The organism is Paenibacillus sp. NRS-1782 (assembly GCF_050467685.1).
GTDB classification, from domain to species: domain Bacteria; phylum Bacillota; class Bacilli; order Paenibacillales; family Paenibacillaceae; genus Paenibacillus; species Paenibacillus terrae_A.
The window spans coordinates 37,635-53,636 of the sequence record NZ_JBITPH010000040.1 but is presented as its reverse complement, the minus strand read 5'-3'; the positions used below and the strand labels follow the sequence as shown (position 1 = coordinate 53,636).

Sequence of the window (16,002 nt, the reverse complement as noted above, 5' to 3'; positions counted from 1 at the left end):
TAATACAAACAATAAATTATTACAAATTATTTTCATTGATCCTTTATGCAAAAAATACTTATAGCGTACACCTCCGCTGCTTCGTATAAACTCACCAAAAAGTTTACTCAGGCGTCTGGAGATTGTCTTTTTGCAGCGAAGTTCCGCGCAGCTTGGAGTTCCGAAGAAGTACCGAAGGGTCATCTCCAAGCATCCCGGCGGTCAGAACTGCATTTTCGCCAAACTTGTCCCGTAGCGCATCCATCGTTTTCAGCAGGCTTTCCTTTTTGGGCTGGTCCTTGTATTCAAAAAGATCCATTTGAACGGCTGCTTCTTCCTTCGGGACTAACTGCTGAAGCGTAATTCCCAGCAAACGCACAGGTTTGCCCTCTCCCCAATGCCGCCGATACAGCGCACAAGCTTCCTTATATATGTCCTCTGCACTTTCCGTAGGACTACTCCTTACCTGAGAACGCGTAAAGGTTTTCATCTCCGGCGTCCGAATGGTCAATTGAATACCTCCTGCCAGCATGCCATGCCGTCGAAGCCGACGGGCTACCTGATCGCTGATATTGAGAAGCACTCGTTGGGCTTCCTCCAGCTTCACCACATCCATGGGCAAGGTGGTGGTGTGTCCGATGGACTTGTTCGGCTCCCGCTCAATATTGACCGGAGAATGATTAATCCCGTTAGCAGCCAGCTTTAACCACGAGCCAGTCACGCCAAATACGCCGATCAACATATGCTCGTCTGCCTTGGCCAATTGGCCAATGGTGCGAATGTTCATTTGCCGAAGCTTGTCGGCTGTTTTTCGTCCCACACCAAACAATTGACCACAGGGAAGATTCCACAAAATATTGGGCACATCGCGCAAGCGCAAAACAGATATCCCACGTGGCTTTTTCAGGTCAGAGGCCATTTTGGCCAGCAACTTGTTGGGTGCCACACCGATGGAGCAGGGCAGTCCCAGTTCGTCCGCTACTCTGCGCTGAATTTCCCCCGCGATCTCCATAGGCGTTCCAAACTGCCTGGAACCTGTAATGTCCAGATAACATTCATCAATTGAAGTTGCCTCCAACATAGGCGTATACGAATAAGCAATGCTCATAAAAGCTTTGGAATAACGACGGTACAGGTGAAAATCAGGCTGAATCACAATAAGCTGCGGACAAATCCGCCGGGCTTGCTGGACGACCATCCCTGTTGAGATGCCCAATCGCCGGGCTTCATAGGAGCAGGTTACGATTACACCTCTGCGCAGCTCACTGCTGCCCGCGACGGCGGTAGGTAAACCCTCGTACTTCTCCGGTTCCTCCGCTGCATGAACAGAACAGTAAAATGCGTTCATATCGACATGCAGAATAACCCGCCCACCAATCGGATAATAAGCACTGACATCTCTCATGCTCAACCCTTCTTTTAACTATAAATTATAAAATGACTCTATGCCCTATTTTACATGAAATTAAAAGTTTTGCGGTCAAAAATGATATTTATATATTACATTTGAAGTCATAAGTTGATATAATCAAAAATCATACGAAACAAGGCAAGCTGACACCTTTGTATTTTCACGCGTTAAATGATTAAATAATCTGCTTAAAAAAGCAAAGCACTACCAATCTAATGCAATCTGCGAAGGAGGAGTCCTCATGTCCACCGCTATCTCTATCTTCGATACAACACTGCGCGACGGAACTCAAGGAGAAGGAATTAGCTTGTCTGCTGACGACAAATTGAAAATCGCCAAAAAACTCGATGATCTCGGTGTTCATTATATTGAAGGCGGGATTCCCGGGAGCAACAGCAAGGATATCGAATTTTTCAAACGAGTGCAGGAGTTGGGACTCAAGGCCAAGATTGTTGCCTTTGGCAGCACACGCCGTAAAGATAGCATAGCGGCACAGGATGCCAATTTGCAACGGATTCTGGAATCCGGCGCTCAAGCTGCTACTCTCGTCGGAAAATCATGGGATTTCCATGTACACACAGCCCTACAGACGACGCTAGAAGAAAATCTGTCCATGATTTACGACTCCATCGCCTTTTTAAAGCAAGGGGGCATGGAGGTTATTTTTGATGCCGAGCATTTTTTTGACGGATATAAAAATAATCCTGAATACGCACTTGCCGTTATGAAAAAAGCAGAAGAAGCAGGCGCAGATTGGCTCGTTATGTGCGATACTAACGGCGGTACCATGCCGCATGAAATACAGGAAATTGTCAACATACTGCAAAGCCAGCTGACAAGTTCACAGTTGGGCATTCACACACACAATGACTGCGAATTGGCTGTTGCCAATACACTGAGTGCAGTGCAGGCAGGCGCGAGACAAATTCAGGGTACGATTAACGGATACGGCGAGCGCTGTGGTAACGCTAATTTATGCTCCGTCATTCCAAATTTGCAGCTCAAGCTCGGCTACGATTGTTTGGACTCAGACAAACTAAAGCAGCTCCACAACACGGCCCGCTTTGTCAGCGAAGTCGCCAACGTGAATTTGCCTGTGAACCAGCCTTATGTCGGTAATGCTGCCTTTGCTCACAAGGGCGGTATCCACGTATCAGCTATTCTGCGCGACTCGCGAACCTATGAACACATCGCCCCCGAACTGGTGGGCAACAAGCAACGGGTGCTGGTCTCTGAACTAGCCGGACAAAGCAATGTTGTGTCCAAAGCTCAGGAGCTGGGTATTACCCTTGATCCGTCCAGCAATGAGGCACGTGGCGTCATCAGCCGCATTAAGGAGTTGGAGCATCAAGGCTACCAGTTTGAAGGAGCCGATGCTTCACTGGAGCTGCTCATTCGTGAAGCGGGCGGTGAAGTGAAGGAAATGTTCTCATTTGAGTCCTTCAAGGTGCTGGTTGAAAAAACAGCAGGGCGTGCGGTTGTATCCGAAGCATTCCTTAAGCTGAATGTTGCAGGTACAAGCGTTTATACTGCCGCCGAAGGCAACGGTCCGGTCAACGCACTTGATAACGCACTGCGTAAAGCTCTTTCTCAATATTTCCCGTCACTGCGCGATATGCATCTGGCTGACTACAAAGTACGTGTACTTGACGAAAAAGATGCCACCGCTGCCAAGGTACGTGTGCTCATTGAATCCAAAAATTACGAGGACGTCTGGAGTAACGTGGGCGTATCCGAAAATGTAATTGAAGCCAGTTGGGAAGCACTGGTGGACAGTTTCCGTTATGCGTTGCTGGAAGCACCATCTCCGAAAAATCAGCAGACCGACCTATCGCCCCAAGGACTGGTAAATCACTGATTTGATGAGTGCTTATTTTGTTAATAAGCGGTGTCTTTCGCGGTCTATTCGGCCCCCAAAGACACCGTCTTTTTTTGCAGCAACTCTATTTTTCGTTCCAGCTCTCCTTCGCTGAGCATGCCGATTATGATTTCACGTACCTGTCCATGACGGTCAACCATGATATGAGTTGGAAAAGCCGCACCCCCAAGCCGTTCAAACAGCGCCCCTTGCTCATCAAGCAAAACTGGAAATTGGAGCTTTAGGGAGCGGGAAAACTTTTGCACATCCTCCAACCGATCATAGCGTGTTACATTAATACCATATACGTCCACATCGTGCTTGTACTTGTTATATAGCTCATTCAGTACAGGTGCCTCCAAACGGCACGGATCACACCATGAGGCCCAGAAGCTGATTATCAGCGCTTTATTACGCTTGGCTCCTATATTGTAGGACTTGCCGTCCAAGCCTTTTAAAATTATGGCAGGAAGCGGTTGACCAGGCTGTATCTTTTGCATCACTTCTATAGTATCTAACTCTGTATTTGTCCCTTTGCCAGCTTCAAGCCTTTCTCCGTCCTCATTTTCCTCCTGAGTTTGCACATTTTTAGCCGGTATGCTTGCCGCATACGTATAAGTCATGTTTGTTTCTACTCCCCATAAAGCCACTCCTACCACCAGCATAACCATCAGGATTTTAATAAAAACAACTTTTTTCACAGTCCAATCACCCGGCCTTTCATCTGGATTACTCTCACCTTCTCCATATGGTGCCCCTTCTGCTCCCACCTCTAACCCTTCCAATCTATACAGATGCAAAAAAACAGCAAACCCACGAATGATCGCAGACTTGCTGTAATGTTGTTCTATATTGAAGCTTGGCTTAAATGAGCATACACATCTGCCAAATTGGTTACATTACGCTTCAGCATTTCCTGAACGTACGCCACCCACAGCTTTGCCGTCATTTTCGCGTCCTCTAAGGCATGATGCCGTCCCTGAATCCGTATGCCCTGATAGGTTAGCAATTCATCCAAACTATACGTTTGGTGCTGCTGCGGCTCCAGCCATTTGGCGAGCATCATCGTATCCAGAACACGATGGGTCAGCTGCACTTTAGATGTTTTCCATAGCGCAGCATTCAAAAAAGCCTTGTCGTGAGCGCTGGCATGCGCTACAAGCACCCGTCCTCCTACAAAGGACATAAAATCATGCAGCCCATCCATAAGCGGCAGAGCCTCATCTGTCATTTCCCGGGTAATCCCGGTAAGCTCCGTAATGTGCTCAGGAATTGCTGTACGTGGATTGACAAGCGTGTAAAACTGCTCTTTTTCCATAATCGTATCCCCGACCACCCTAATCGCACCGAACGATAAAATCTCATCTCCGTGCTGCGCTGAAAATCCCGTGGTTTCCAAATCAAAAACAACCGTCTCCAAACGCTCTAACGGGGTCCGCAATACTTCAGAGCGCCGTTGCTCCCGGGTCAAGGAACGGATAAAGGCCATCTGCTGAGCCGTAGGAGCTCCCATTACAGAAGCGATGGCTGATGGCACCCCTCCTCTGCGAAGAGCGCTCCAAAAGCCGCCTCCCTGCGTTGGCTCCTTCATGACCTTCTCCCTTCCGTAAACCGCAATTGTCTTTGCAGCGCACGATGCAGCCGCCGCACCGTTGAAAGCGCCTCACGCAGTTCATGCCAGCCCTTATCTTGCTTTAACGGTTTGACAGCAAGGTAGCCCTTGCTAAGCAAAAGCCCGTTCTTCTCCTGCACCGACGTAGCCATCCGAAGCTGAAGCGCGATCCGAAAGGCGCGCTCGCAAGCATCCAGCAAAGGAGACGGTGCTGCTTCCAGCAGCGCGAGCCGCCTGAGCCTTTTCAACGTAGAGGTCTCCTCCACCCCGTGCTGCAAAGCCCAAAACCGTACGGCATTTACCAACGGGATGTATAAACCGTATTTCACATCAAAATCGCCCGCGTGCTCCCCGAAGCGCTCGGTAACGATCTGACCCAAAATATTAAGTGTCGCTTTATGCCTTACCGTGTTCCTAAGTACCGCGGACGGCAAATCGGGATGCTTGCGCAGCAACGCATAAAAGCTTCGTTTCCATTCTGCTGACAATCGCCCATCTCCAGCGATATGCCTCATATCAGACGAGATAATCAGATACCGAATCGGCTCCCATGCAAAATCATCCGACCATGTTGTCAGCTGCTCCTGCCATTCAGACAATGTTTGTCGCCATAGCGGCTCTGAACACATCACTTTCCCTTCACATTTGGGATATCCCAAATATTCCAGCATTGCAGATATCCTCTGGCCGAACTCCATAAAATATGATTCTTTCCCGACAGATGCAGTGTCACTAATAATCATACCGTTATCTTGGTCACTCCATAGCGTCGACTCCGAGCGTCCCATGCTGCCAAAGGCTATAAATGCGTAAGGGACGGGAGGAGGGCCGAAGCCATCCTCAACCATCCCTTTTTCGCACATATGCACAGCTCTGGCTGCAATGCGGTCATGCATATCATTCGCCGTTTGTAACCAGTCTGATAACGGAGCGGAGGCTTGGGAAGCCAGCAGCCATTTTTGAGAATCGACCCTGGCCTGCCTTAGCGATTCAGGCGTATCTGCATGATCAATCGCTTCGGCTGAACTCACCCAAGGTGCCGTATTTTGCAGTTCCATACTTCCATCTCCTCCGCTCATCCTTACTGGCTCTTTATATTTTACATATTAGCTTACAGTCCCAGAACGCTTCTCAGCCTCGGCAACCAGTTTCATTTGCTCAGGATAGCCGTACGTACCATGCTCGCTGATATCCAGCCCCATCGTTTCTTCTTCTTCCGTAACTCGAATTCCCATAATGGCTTTCATCGCACCCAGAATAATGAAGGAAATGACGAATACGAAAGCAAATGTCCCTACCAGTCCAAGCAACTGTACTCCCAATTGCGTAAATCCGCCACCATAGAACAGCCCGGCTTGACCAACACCTGTTATTTTCACCAGCTCAGGAGTAGCGAACAATCCTGTGGATATCGCACCCCACATCCCTGCAATACCATGGACGGAAAATGCATATACCGGATCATCTACTCTTGCACGCTCAAACCATTGTGCTGTGAAGAAGGTAATAATCCCTGCTACCGCACCGATGACCAGAGCCGCCCAAGGAGCTACAAATGCGCACGCCCCTGTTATTGCGACCAAAGCCGCCAGTACACCGTTCAGCATGGACGGAATATCCGCTTTTCCATAGACCATCCAGGATACCAGTAGAGCAAATACTCCACCTGCCGCCGCAGCAAGATTCGTGGTTACCGCCACATACCCGAAGAAACCGTCATTCATGGCCGATACAGCACTACCCGGATTAAATCCGAACCAGCCAAACCAGAGAATAATAACACCCAGTATGGAATACACCTGATTATGTCCAGGAATAATATTCGGCTTACCGTCTTTATTGAACTTGCCCAAACGCGGTTTCAGCAGCAGTGTAGCGACAAGTGCCGCCGTAGCGCCCGTCAGATGGACTACCGTCGAGCCGGCATAATCCTGCATGCCCAGCTTGCCAAGCCATCCGCCTCCCCAGACCCAGTGAGCTACAACCGGATAGATCACGATGGAGAACAAAATACCGAAAATGATGTATACACTTAACTTTGCACGCTCTGCCATTCCCCCACATGCGATAGAAAGAGATACAGCAGCAAAAGCAAAGTGGAACAAAAACATGATTGTAATGGGAACATCCAGACCTGAAAGGGAGTCAAACGATACAGCAGCATCCGTGCCGCTCATGAAAAATCCCGTCAGCCCCATAAATCCGTTGCCGCCATCGTTACCGAAGCCTAGTCCGAACCCGAGAGCCCAGAATGACAATGCAGCAACGCCCGTGGTGAGTATCGTTTTACCAGCGACATGACCCGCATTCTTCATTCGTGTGGAGCCAGCCTCCAGCAATGCAAATCCCGCCTGCATGAAAAACACAAGAATAAATGCCAAGAAGGTAAACGCTGTGTTTAATCCAGCTTGAAGCTGAATATTTGTCGGACCATCAGCAGCGAATGCCCCCACCGGAAAAGCCAGTACCGTCAGCATGGACAGTAATGCAACAAACCACTTTTTTCTCATGAAGCCCACTCCCTCGAATGTTAAGTTTCTTTACATTTCGTGAAATTCTTATTGTCATTATAATCAGAATACATGAAATTTGACAAGATTTTTTTTATTAACTTAAAAAAAAAATCAATATCGAACTTCACATGTTATGTTTACTAACTATTAAAGTAGCTTGTATCATACCCTAAAAAAGCATGACGTTTGACTGTACGGTTGGGAATCATGTAAAATATTTTTATAAGCACTCTGTTTGCAGATGCGTAATATGGAAGGCTGAATGAAGAGCGCGAGGTGAGGACAGATGGGGATATGAAGCTATTTCGAATTGGCGAGCTAGCCAAGACGGCTGGTGTCAGCGAACGGACCATTGATTATTATACGAAGCTTGGTTTGATCACACCTGAAGAACGATCTTTGAAAAATTATCGGCTATACAATGATGAAACTTTAAAAAGACTTGAACGTATTAACCAAATGAAACAAGAGAAGTATAGCCTCGAGGAAATCAAACAGACCTTAATGAAGTGGAATTCAGTTTCAGGCGAAGAGCATGTCACCGACAAGCTGACAAGTCTGGAGATGCACATGCAGCGCTTGGAGCGCGAAGTCAATGAGCTACAACCTCTTTTGGGGCAGCTCAAGCCCGTTCAAGCGCGTAAGCTGCTTACAGGTCTACTACCGCAAAGCGCCGCTTGTATCGAAGCTCTAAAGTATTTGCTGGAGCATAGCTCCATGATGTAGATTCCCGGGCTGTATGATGAAATAATAATGGAGGGTTGCTTTATGATGGGAATGTATATATTGATTATTCTTGCGTTCGGCTTATCCTTATGGGCGCAATTTCGCGTGAAAGGTACGTTTAACAAATGGTCTAATGTGCCCAACGAAAACGGCATGACAGGCTACGATGCCGCCCGGCACATGCTGGATCGCAACGGTTTGCATGATGTGCCCATTGAACCTGTGCCCGGTGCGTTATCTGACCACTATGATCCGATGCAACGAATAGTACGCTTGTCCGAGCCTGTGTATTATGAAAAATCTATTTCCGCAGTTGCTGTGGCTTGTCATGAGGTTGGTCATGCGATTCAGCATAAAGAGCATTATCCTATGCTCGCACTACGTCACCGGATTTTCCCGGTTGTCAATTTTGCATCCGGTATTGCACCGTTTCTGCTGATTGCCGGGTTCCTGTTCAGCTACACTAACCTGATCGGCATAGGCATTATCTTTTTCTCAGCTACTGTCGCCTTTCAATTAATCACATTGCCAGTCGAATTTAATGCTTCCAACCGAGCCCGTGAAATTATGGTGTCCGAAGGATTTATCCGCAGTGATGAAGAACGAGGTGTAGCTAAAGTATTGAATGCTGCTGCATTAACATACGTGGCCGCTGCCCTCGTTTCCTTGCTGGAGCTGATTCGCTTGATCGGCATCTTCAACAGCCGTGACTAATCGCTTTTGTAGCAAAAAAGGTTGTTCCTCCGCCATGATGATGGTAGAGGAACAACCTTTTTATGTTCTATCCAATTCTCTATACTCACCTGTCCGTCAGTCCGCTTTAACACTTCCATCCGTCACAGTGCCACTACCTTGAAGTCCAAAATATTGCAACAAAAAAGTGCGGAACGATTTGGCAACCAACGGAAGCTTGTCATCTCTGCGGTGAATTAAGCCAATGGTTCGCGTCACCTCGGGATCAACAATCGACACTCTCGCGGGTTGGAGCGGATTGGTTTGGAACAACGCCATCTCCGGCAAAAGGCTGACCCCCATGCCTGCGGCAACTAATCCACGGATCGTATCCGTCTCCTCGCCTTCAAAAGCGATGTCCGGCGTAAATCCGGCCTCTAGACAAGCCTGCCAGACAATCGGACGCAAGGAGTAACCATCTCTGAACAGAATGAACTTTTCTCCTTTAAGCTGATCCAGCGTGATGTGCCCGGCTGAAGCCAAAGGATGGTTAGGGGGCAGGACCGCAAACAGTTCCTCAGTAAGCACCACATCTCCCTCGACATGGTCATGACGATCTGGAAAAGGGGATACAAAAGCCAAATCCACCTCACCCGCTAACACATCACGGATCAAGCTCGGATACATTCCCTGTTTAAATCTGAATTTAACATTTGGATACCGTTTACGAAATTCAGCTACAACCGTAGGAATAAGATGAATGCCCAAACTGTGCGGGAAGCCTATACGAATTTCTCCACCCTCCGGGTCTAAAAACTCATGGACCTCCAGAACAGCCCGCTCCAAATCCTTTATAATCGTTTCAACCCGCTTGCAAAATAACTGTCCCACCGGTGTAAGCTGCAAGTTGCGGCCCTTTTGCATAAAAAGATTCACACCCAGCTCCTCTTCAAGCTGATGAATTTGCCGACTGACCGCAGATTGCGCCACATGCAGCTCCTCGGCCGCCTGAGTGACATGTTCCTTTTGCGCTACCTTCATAAAGTATTGCAACTGTCGTAGTTCCACTCCGTTATTCGCTCCAATCTGTTTTTCAACATCAGGAAGAAGAGGTTAGGTGAACCTCTCCCTCTTTTTTGCTGTGCTGACTTACGATAAAGCCGTCTTTAGTGACGTTTACGTTGGCCAGTCAATCTGATCATCAATCCATACAGGAAAAACCCGCTGAGCAGTCCTCCAAAATGGGCGGTCCAGTTAATGTTCGCCACAGCAAACGAAAACAGGATGCCAAAGCCGAGCAGCGTGTACAGTGTTTTGCGCGAAGCCTCATCCATAAGTGTCCGCTGGAACAGGGCAACGTACAGAAATGCACCGTAGATGCCATATATCGCTCCTGAGGCCCCTACAGAGACCGTAGTTTCCGCTACCATGTTGTAATGCGCAATAGACATTACGTTTCCTACAATGCCTGTAGCAAGGTACAACAGTACGTATCGAAAGGACCCTAGCAGACGTTCCAGCGGCGGAGCAAATACGAGAATCGCAAAGGAATTAAATAAAAGATGATCAAACCCCGCATGTAAAAACATAGCTGACACATACCGCCATAACTGGTCGGTAAAGGGCTCCTCATTGATCAAGGCTCCATACCGAATCAGTGTTAAACTATTTTCCGATCCACCATGAACAGTCAGCACAATAAACATCACGATATTGATAAGCAGGATCAAACAGGTTACCGGGTAAAAACGCAAATAACTCTTCCAGTTCTCATAACGTAAAAAAATCAAGGCAATCCTTCCTTCATGGGTGTCTCCACCTTATTCAAATTGGACAATGTCTTTTATAAAAGATTATAATAGATTTCGGCACCGATAACCAATGCTAAAAACCAAGGAGGCTATTACATATGGCACAAGAACGTAAAGAAGTTGCTACTTTTAAAGGCAATCCTTTGACTCTCGTGGGTCCTGAACTGAAAGTTGGAGATCAGGCACCTGATTTTAAATTGCAAAAAAATCTGCTGGAAGCTGCTACGCTTCAAGACTTTGCAGGTAAAGTCAAGCTAATCAGCGTTGTTCCTTCTCTTGATACAGGCGTGTGTGACGCACAAACCCGTCGTTTTAATCAAGAAGCGGATTCTCTTGGGGATCAAGTCGTGATACTGACTGTCAGCGTGGATCTGCCGTTCGCCCAAGCTCGTTGGTGTGGTGCTGCGGGCATTGACCGTGTATTGACACTATCTGATTACAAGGACCATTCCTTTGGAGATGCCTATGGGGTGTTCATTAAGGAATTCCACCTGGATCATCGCGCTATTTTCGTTATTGATCAAAACGATAAAATCGCTTATGTAGAATACTTGAGCGAAATGTCTGAGCATCCTGACTATGAGCAAGCGATTACAGCGGTGAAGAAGCTCGTTTAATTCATGCCACTTACGTTGATTCGAATATTAAAAAAGCGAGTGAAGGGCTGCCTTCCTCGCTTTTTTACGTTATCTGTCACTTTGCTGCCCACATGTCTGCAATCACTGTACAACCTTATGAGTGGACAGTTTCTTGTCAATCACAGCGAACAACTGCAAGATAATGCGATAATTTGCACCCATGTCCCCCAGCGATCCACGTGAAGCGGAATAAATATCCACAGCGCTCCGAACTGGCGAAACGGACAATATAGAAACGGTAATATCCACCGTTCTGCCGAATGCTGTTCGCTTCTCAAGCGTAATCTCACCTACGGATGGTACTTCATGCAACACCTTGTAGCCAGGAATCTTTTTTAAAACGGACGATACCTCCTCCCAGGCCTTGTCTCTCGATAAGCTATAATAGCGCGTCTTCAATTGGGGGTCTTTGACCCGGTCGCTTGTACCTTCTTGGCTGCGCACAATCCCTACCAGAGTCCTCTTCAACGACAAGACATTTCCTCCTTCATGATAATCGTTGCTGAATACAGCACATTGATTTCCCTTTGCTGCAAGCGCTTTTATAAAAAAGTTAAAACAACAAAGTAAACCCGATCATACCTGCGGTATGCGATTGAGTACCTTATTTCTTATTTTAGCATTGTTACATACAAAAAACACCCTGTTTCTGCACGGAGCAGTATCAGGGTGTGTTGATTACATTATAGAGTACCCGCCGATGCCGTCCGACCATAGCGTCTTCTGAACCTGCTTTAGCAGGTGGGTGACCGCAGGACAAACTTTTGAAGTCCCCTTGTCAGAATTGACAGGGCTTTTCAGCTGTCCACCCGTATTGATCTCCCTAGACATTGTCATTGGTTCAAAACAACAAATGACCGTAACGTGCATCGCAGGATGTGACCTTATTATAGCGCTTCTCACTTGGAAAGTAAATGCTAGGAGAAATCTGTTTTATTTTTGGAGGTTATCACTTTTTTTGTCTTCCGTGCTTGCTGCCTCTTCGTCTTTCTGTTTCATCTTTTCCATCTGATCCTGCATTTTGAGGAACGTTCCATAAAAATTAAAGAAAGCGAACCAGGCTACCACACTACCAATGAAGAACAAGAACAGCACAGGGTATTTGACCCCAATAAAGATAACAACCGCGCTGCCGAGCATGGTAGAAAATACACGGAACGGTCGAATGAGCGTCAGCAAGACCGCATTTTTGATCAGTTGTCCGATGGACATATGATAATGAGCAACCATCGAGAAAAAGTTAAACATGGATACGAGCAAAATAATGATGAGAATAAGCATGATAATGCCTACAATTTGCAAATTGCTGAGTTGTGTCATATACACGGTATAATCCACATACATAATGACAAACAGCAGCGTGTAAAAGATGCCTCCGATCAGGCTCTGCTTGTAGTTTTCCTTGTATCCTTTAAAAAAGGTACGAAACACACTTGAATCCGTATCGCCCATTACCCATTTACGAACGACGCTAAACATGGCCGTTGTAGCCGGGAATAAAGTAAGCGGTGCCAAAACAGCCATCGCCCAATTCATTTGTAAAGATTCATTAACCAAGTTCTGATTCATCACAAGTAGTTTGAGTATGAGACAGAACATAAAAGGCGACGAGCATAACACCCATAACAAATTGGTAGCCGCCAGTCTGGTAATCCATTCAGTCAGGCGATAAATACCACCCATAGCTCCTTTAAACTCCAACGTTAATCTCTCCCTCCGCAAGCCTTGGCAGTTCCACGGCTCATGTTGCTGTGCCTGTATTCCGGCTGTGACTATATCATACCGTATTTCATCCCCAATACGCCAGTGAAATCAATACTTCAGCCGTCGATGCAGATTGCTAAGAATTTTATACTTTTTGATCATATAACAAAAAACCGAAGCGAGAATCACTTCGGCTTTCCTGTTATTTCAAATCTTATTCAGAAGAGGAATCTTCGCGTCTTGCAGGACGACGAGTTTCTCCGCTACTGCTTGGACGTGGTCTGCGATCTCCGCTATTGCGGCTCGCGGAATCACGGTTGTAGCTACCGCCTTCTTTACTGCCACGGTTGTAGCCACCATATCCGCCTTTGCTGCCACTACCACTGCCGCCAGTACGGTTGGAGTTATAACCACCGTTACTACGTCCGCTGTAGTTAGACGGCTTGCGTCCGCCGGAACGAACATCCGGTTTACGACGTTTTGCACGAATTGGATCTTCCGGAGTCAGTTCAACAGACGCTTCTCTCTTCTCGCCAGTCATCAGCTTCAGAGCTGCGGAGAGAAGTTGTACGGAGTCATACTGCTCCAGCATTTGAATAGCCAAACCTTTGTATTCGTTCAGCTCACCGCTTTCTACAGCCTCCAGGAGACGTTCTGCGATGATGCGTTGTTTGCCTTCCAAAGCTTCAGCCAAGGTTGGAAGCGGCTTACGCGCAATACGGTGACGAGTTACACGTTCAATGAAATGCAGATGATCAATTTCACGAGGCGTTACGAAAGACCATGCTTCCCCTTCTTTACCAGCACGTCCAGTACGTCCAATACGGTGAACATAACTTTCCGGATCTTGTGGAAGGTCAAAGTTCACAACGTGAGTTACACCTGAAACGTCCAAACCGCGGGCAGCTACATCAGTTGCTACGAGCACGTCAATGCTTCCATCGCGGAATTTGCGCATTACAGCATCACGTTGGTTCTGAGACAAGTCACCATGCAAACCATCGGCAGAATATCCACGTTTTTGCAGAGCTTCAGCCAGCTCGTCTACCCGACGCTTGGTGCGACCAAATACGATAGCTAGTTCTGGAGATTCCATGTCGATCAAACGGCTCAAAGCTTCGAATTTTTGACGTTCAGGAACTTCAATGTAGGCCTGATCAATCAGTGGAGCACTAACTTGTTTAGGGATAACTGAAACATGCTCAGGGTTTTTAAGGAATTGTTCAGCCAGTCTTTTGATATTAGGAGGCATCGTAGCCGAGAAAAGCATCGTTTGACGCTCGTCTGGAACCTGCTTCAGAATGGATTGGATATCTTCCATAAAGCCCATATCCAACATTTCATCCGCTTCATCCAAAACGACGGTGTTCACGTCTTCCAGCTTGATGGTTTTGCGGTTAATATGGTCGAGCAAGCGACCTGGTGTACCAATGATAATTTGAGGTTTCTTTTTCAAAGCGCGAATCTGGCGCACGATATCTTGTCCGCCATAGATCGGCAGGGTACGAAGGCCTTTGAAACGGGACAGCTTTTCGATTTCTTCAGCTACCTGAATGGCAAGCTCACGTGTAGGAGCCATAATCAGCGCTCTGATTTTGTCGTCGTTTTTAGAGATTTTGCTGATCAACGGAATACCAAAAGCTGCGGTTTTACCTGTACCTGTTTGGGCTTGGCCAATCATATCTCTTCCTTGCAACGCAAGAGGAATGGATTGGGATTGAATCGGCGTCGCTTCTTCAAAACCAAGCTCTGTAATCGCCTCAAGTACTTTCGGTTCAAGATTAAATTCTGCAAATGTCGTCAAATTTATTCAAACTCCTTCATAATGGTGGATGTGGTGGACAATCCACAATGTTGTCTGTATTCTTAAGTAGCGATATTATTGTATAGGTTTTCCCAATACAGTAACAGTTTATTTAGACCTATAACTGCATCTTTCTGTATAAACTCGGGTAACCTTATCCGATACATCTTAAACGAATTTATCCTTTTTAAAACAGTTTAAATTTTAAGTGTTTCTCTGGACAGAAGGTCCCTACTCAAGAATATCCACATCGCATTATAACACAAAACAATTCATGAATACCAGCAAGTTGCTTTCCGTATATATTAAATGAGGTGAAAAACGTTGTTAAGAATAGTGTTAAACTGTTTTGTTGTCATTTTGGGAGCCGCTGCTATAGCAAGCGGTTTTAATCTGTTTCTCGTGCCCCACCACCTGTTGAGCGGTGGAGTAGCAGGGCTTTCCATGTTAATCGGCTACTTTTCAAAATTCGATATCAGTGTGATGTACTTTGTCCTGAACATCCCAATGCTTATTGCTGGCTGGTTTATTTTAGGCAAACGATTTATTAGTATGAGCATTTTGTCTGTTATCGCCACAACATGGATTTTGGCCTGGATTCCGGTGCAACCTCTCGTTAAAGATCCGCTGCTTGCCTCCGTTTTTGGTGGAGTGCTGATTGGCGTTGGAGCAGGGATCTCCTTTCGGGTGGGAGGGTCTACTGGCGGTTTTGACATTATCGGCTCCATCGTCACCCGTTACCGTGATTTCCCTGTAGGGACTGTGCTCGTCGGTTTGAATGGGCTGGTTATTCTGGCAGCGGGATATTTGAACCAGGACTGGAATATTGCCCTTGTGTCCATGTTATCCATTTTCGTGACCGGCAAGGTTTTGGATCAGATTTATGTGAGTCACACCAAAATAACCGTTTACATCATTACTGGGCATACCGAGAAACTGCTCAGCCGAATGCTGACGACGCCACGTGGAGTCAGTAAAATTAAAATTGAAGGTGCATTTTCTCATACCGAAAAGGATATGCTGATGACAGTTACAACACGCTACGAGCTGGCAGAACTGAAACGCATTATTAAGCAAGTGGACCCCTCTGCTTTCGTTAATATCGTGGAAACAGTAGGAGTCATGGGCTCTTTCCGCCGAAGATAAGCATGAACCCAAGTGTCAAAATGTCATTTCTGTGGTACACTATACGTGCGCTGTTCCCATATTATATAAAGACCAGCTTTACCTGCTATTTCACAGGCAATTTGCTTTTCCGATTCGTACCGAATGAT

At 46.7% G+C, this 16,002-nt stretch carries 15 protein-coding genes and 1 other RNA gene; 5 read left to right on the top strand and 11 right to left on the bottom strand.

The genetic code is table 11. The features are described 5' to 3' along the window. Positions 1 to 103: 103 nt before the first annotated feature. Positions 104 to 1,384, bottom strand: coding sequence for a DNA polymerase IV (locus tag ACIFQM_RS14975; RefSeq protein WP_430040516.1), 1,281 nt, complete (start codon positions 1,382 to 1,384; stop codon positions 104 to 106). A 247-nt stretch (positions 1,385 to 1,631) separates the two neighbouring features. Between ACIFQM_RS14975 and cimA the strand changes: the two genes are divergently transcribed. Next, complete coding sequence (cimA, locus tag ACIFQM_RS14970) at positions 1,632 to 3,248, top strand: citramalate synthase (protein ID WP_430040518.1); 1,617 nt, start codon at positions 1,632 to 1,634, stop codon at positions 3,246 to 3,248. A gap of 44 nt (positions 3,249 to 3,292) precedes the next feature. On the opposite strand, the gene ACIFQM_RS14965 is transcribed toward cimA, so the two are convergent. The 4 genes from ACIFQM_RS14965 to ACIFQM_RS14950 all read right to left on the bottom strand — a co-directional run bounded on the left by ACIFQM_RS14965 (position 3,293) and on the right by ACIFQM_RS14950 (position 7,370). Next, positions 3,293 to 3,949 (bottom strand): TlpA family protein disulfide reductase, encoded by a 657-nt coding sequence (locus ACIFQM_RS14965; protein ID WP_430040520.1) that lies wholly within the window; start codon positions 3,947 to 3,949, stop codon positions 3,293 to 3,295. Between the two features lie 146 nt (positions 3,950 to 4,095). Further along, positions 4,096 to 4,839, bottom strand: a complete 744-nt coding sequence (locus ACIFQM_RS14960) for an exonuclease domain-containing protein (RefSeq protein ID WP_430040521.1) — start codon at positions 4,837 to 4,839, stop codon at positions 4,096 to 4,098. Then, positions 4,836 to 5,918, bottom strand: coding sequence for a DUF294 nucleotidyltransferase-like domain-containing protein (locus tag ACIFQM_RS14955; protein WP_430040523.1), 1,083 nt, complete (start codon positions 5,916 to 5,918; stop codon positions 4,836 to 4,838). Before ACIFQM_RS14955 ends, ACIFQM_RS14960 begins: the two co-directional genes overlap by 4 nt. Before the next feature lie 48 nt (positions 5,919 to 5,966). Beyond that, positions 5,967 to 7,370, bottom strand: coding sequence for an ammonium transporter (locus ACIFQM_RS14950; RefSeq protein WP_430040525.1), 1,404 nt, complete (start codon positions 7,368 to 7,370; stop codon positions 5,967 to 5,969). Between the two features lie 297 nt (positions 7,371 to 7,667). Between ACIFQM_RS14950 and ACIFQM_RS14945 the strand changes: the two genes are divergently transcribed. Both ACIFQM_RS14945 and ACIFQM_RS14940 read left to right on the top strand, forming a co-directional pair. Next, positions 7,668 to 8,099 carry a MerR family transcriptional regulator gene (locus ACIFQM_RS14945; protein WP_044646349.1) on the top strand — a complete coding sequence of 144 codons (432 nt, stop codon included), beginning with the start codon at positions 7,668 to 7,670 and terminating at the stop codon, positions 8,097 to 8,099. Positions 8,100 to 8,141: 42 nt separating this feature from the next. Beyond that, positions 8,142 to 8,813 carry a zinc metallopeptidase gene (locus ACIFQM_RS14940; protein ID WP_430040528.1) on the top strand — a complete coding sequence of 224 codons (672 nt, stop codon included), beginning with the start codon at positions 8,142 to 8,144 and terminating at the stop codon, positions 8,811 to 8,813. Between the two features lie 96 nt (positions 8,814 to 8,909). On the opposite strand, the gene ACIFQM_RS14935 is transcribed toward ACIFQM_RS14940, so the two are convergent. Together ACIFQM_RS14935 and ACIFQM_RS14930 are read right to left on the bottom strand one after the other, a co-directional pair. After that, positions 8,910 to 9,839: a LysR family transcriptional regulator gene (locus tag ACIFQM_RS14935; protein WP_430040530.1), complete on the bottom strand. Its 930-nt coding sequence runs from the start codon at positions 9,837 to 9,839 to the stop codon at positions 8,910 to 8,912. 98 nt (positions 9,840 to 9,937) lie between these two features. Then, positions 9,938 to 10,561, bottom strand: a complete 624-nt coding sequence (locus ACIFQM_RS14930) for a rhomboid family intramembrane serine protease (RefSeq protein ID WP_430040532.1) — start codon at positions 10,559 to 10,561, stop codon at positions 9,938 to 9,940. Positions 10,562 to 10,680: 119 nt separating this feature from the next. Between ACIFQM_RS14930 and tpx the strand changes: the two genes are divergently transcribed. Further along, entirely contained in the window at positions 10,681 to 11,199 is a 519-nt protein-coding gene (gene tpx, locus ACIFQM_RS14925; protein WP_430040534.1) for a thiol peroxidase, read from the top strand. Positions 11,200 to 11,301: 102 nt separating this feature from the next. Here the strand turns inward: tpx and ACIFQM_RS14920 are convergent, their stop codons facing one another. From ACIFQM_RS14920 to ACIFQM_RS14905, 4 genes are all read right to left on the bottom strand, one after another. Further along, positions 11,302 to 11,694 carry a DUF1499 domain-containing protein gene (locus ACIFQM_RS14920; protein WP_430040536.1) on the bottom strand — a complete coding sequence of 131 codons (393 nt, stop codon included), beginning with the start codon at positions 11,692 to 11,694 and terminating at the stop codon, positions 11,302 to 11,304. Positions 11,695 to 11,907: 213 nt separating this feature from the next. Next, positions 11,908 to 12,101: non-coding RNA, 6S RNA (gene ssrS, locus ACIFQM_RS14915), on the bottom strand. A gap of 52 nt (positions 12,102 to 12,153) precedes the next feature. Beyond that, positions 12,154 to 12,921 carry a YesL family protein gene (locus tag ACIFQM_RS14910; RefSeq protein ID WP_430040538.1) on the bottom strand — a complete coding sequence of 256 codons (768 nt, stop codon included), beginning with the start codon at positions 12,919 to 12,921 and terminating at the stop codon, positions 12,154 to 12,156. A 217-nt stretch (positions 12,922 to 13,138) separates the two neighbouring features. Beyond that, positions 13,139 to 14,728, bottom strand: a complete 1,590-nt coding sequence (locus ACIFQM_RS14905; protein ID WP_430040540.1) for a DEAD/DEAH box helicase — start codon at positions 14,726 to 14,728, stop codon at positions 13,139 to 13,141. A 324-nt stretch (positions 14,729 to 15,052) separates the two neighbouring features. Here ACIFQM_RS14905 and ACIFQM_RS14900 point away from each other — a divergent pair, with 324 nt between their 5' ends. After that, positions 15,053 to 15,874 (top strand): YitT family protein, encoded by an 822-nt coding sequence (locus ACIFQM_RS14900; RefSeq protein WP_430040542.1) that lies wholly within the window; start codon positions 15,053 to 15,055, stop codon positions 15,872 to 15,874. Positions 15,875 to 16,002: the final 128 nt, after the last annotated feature.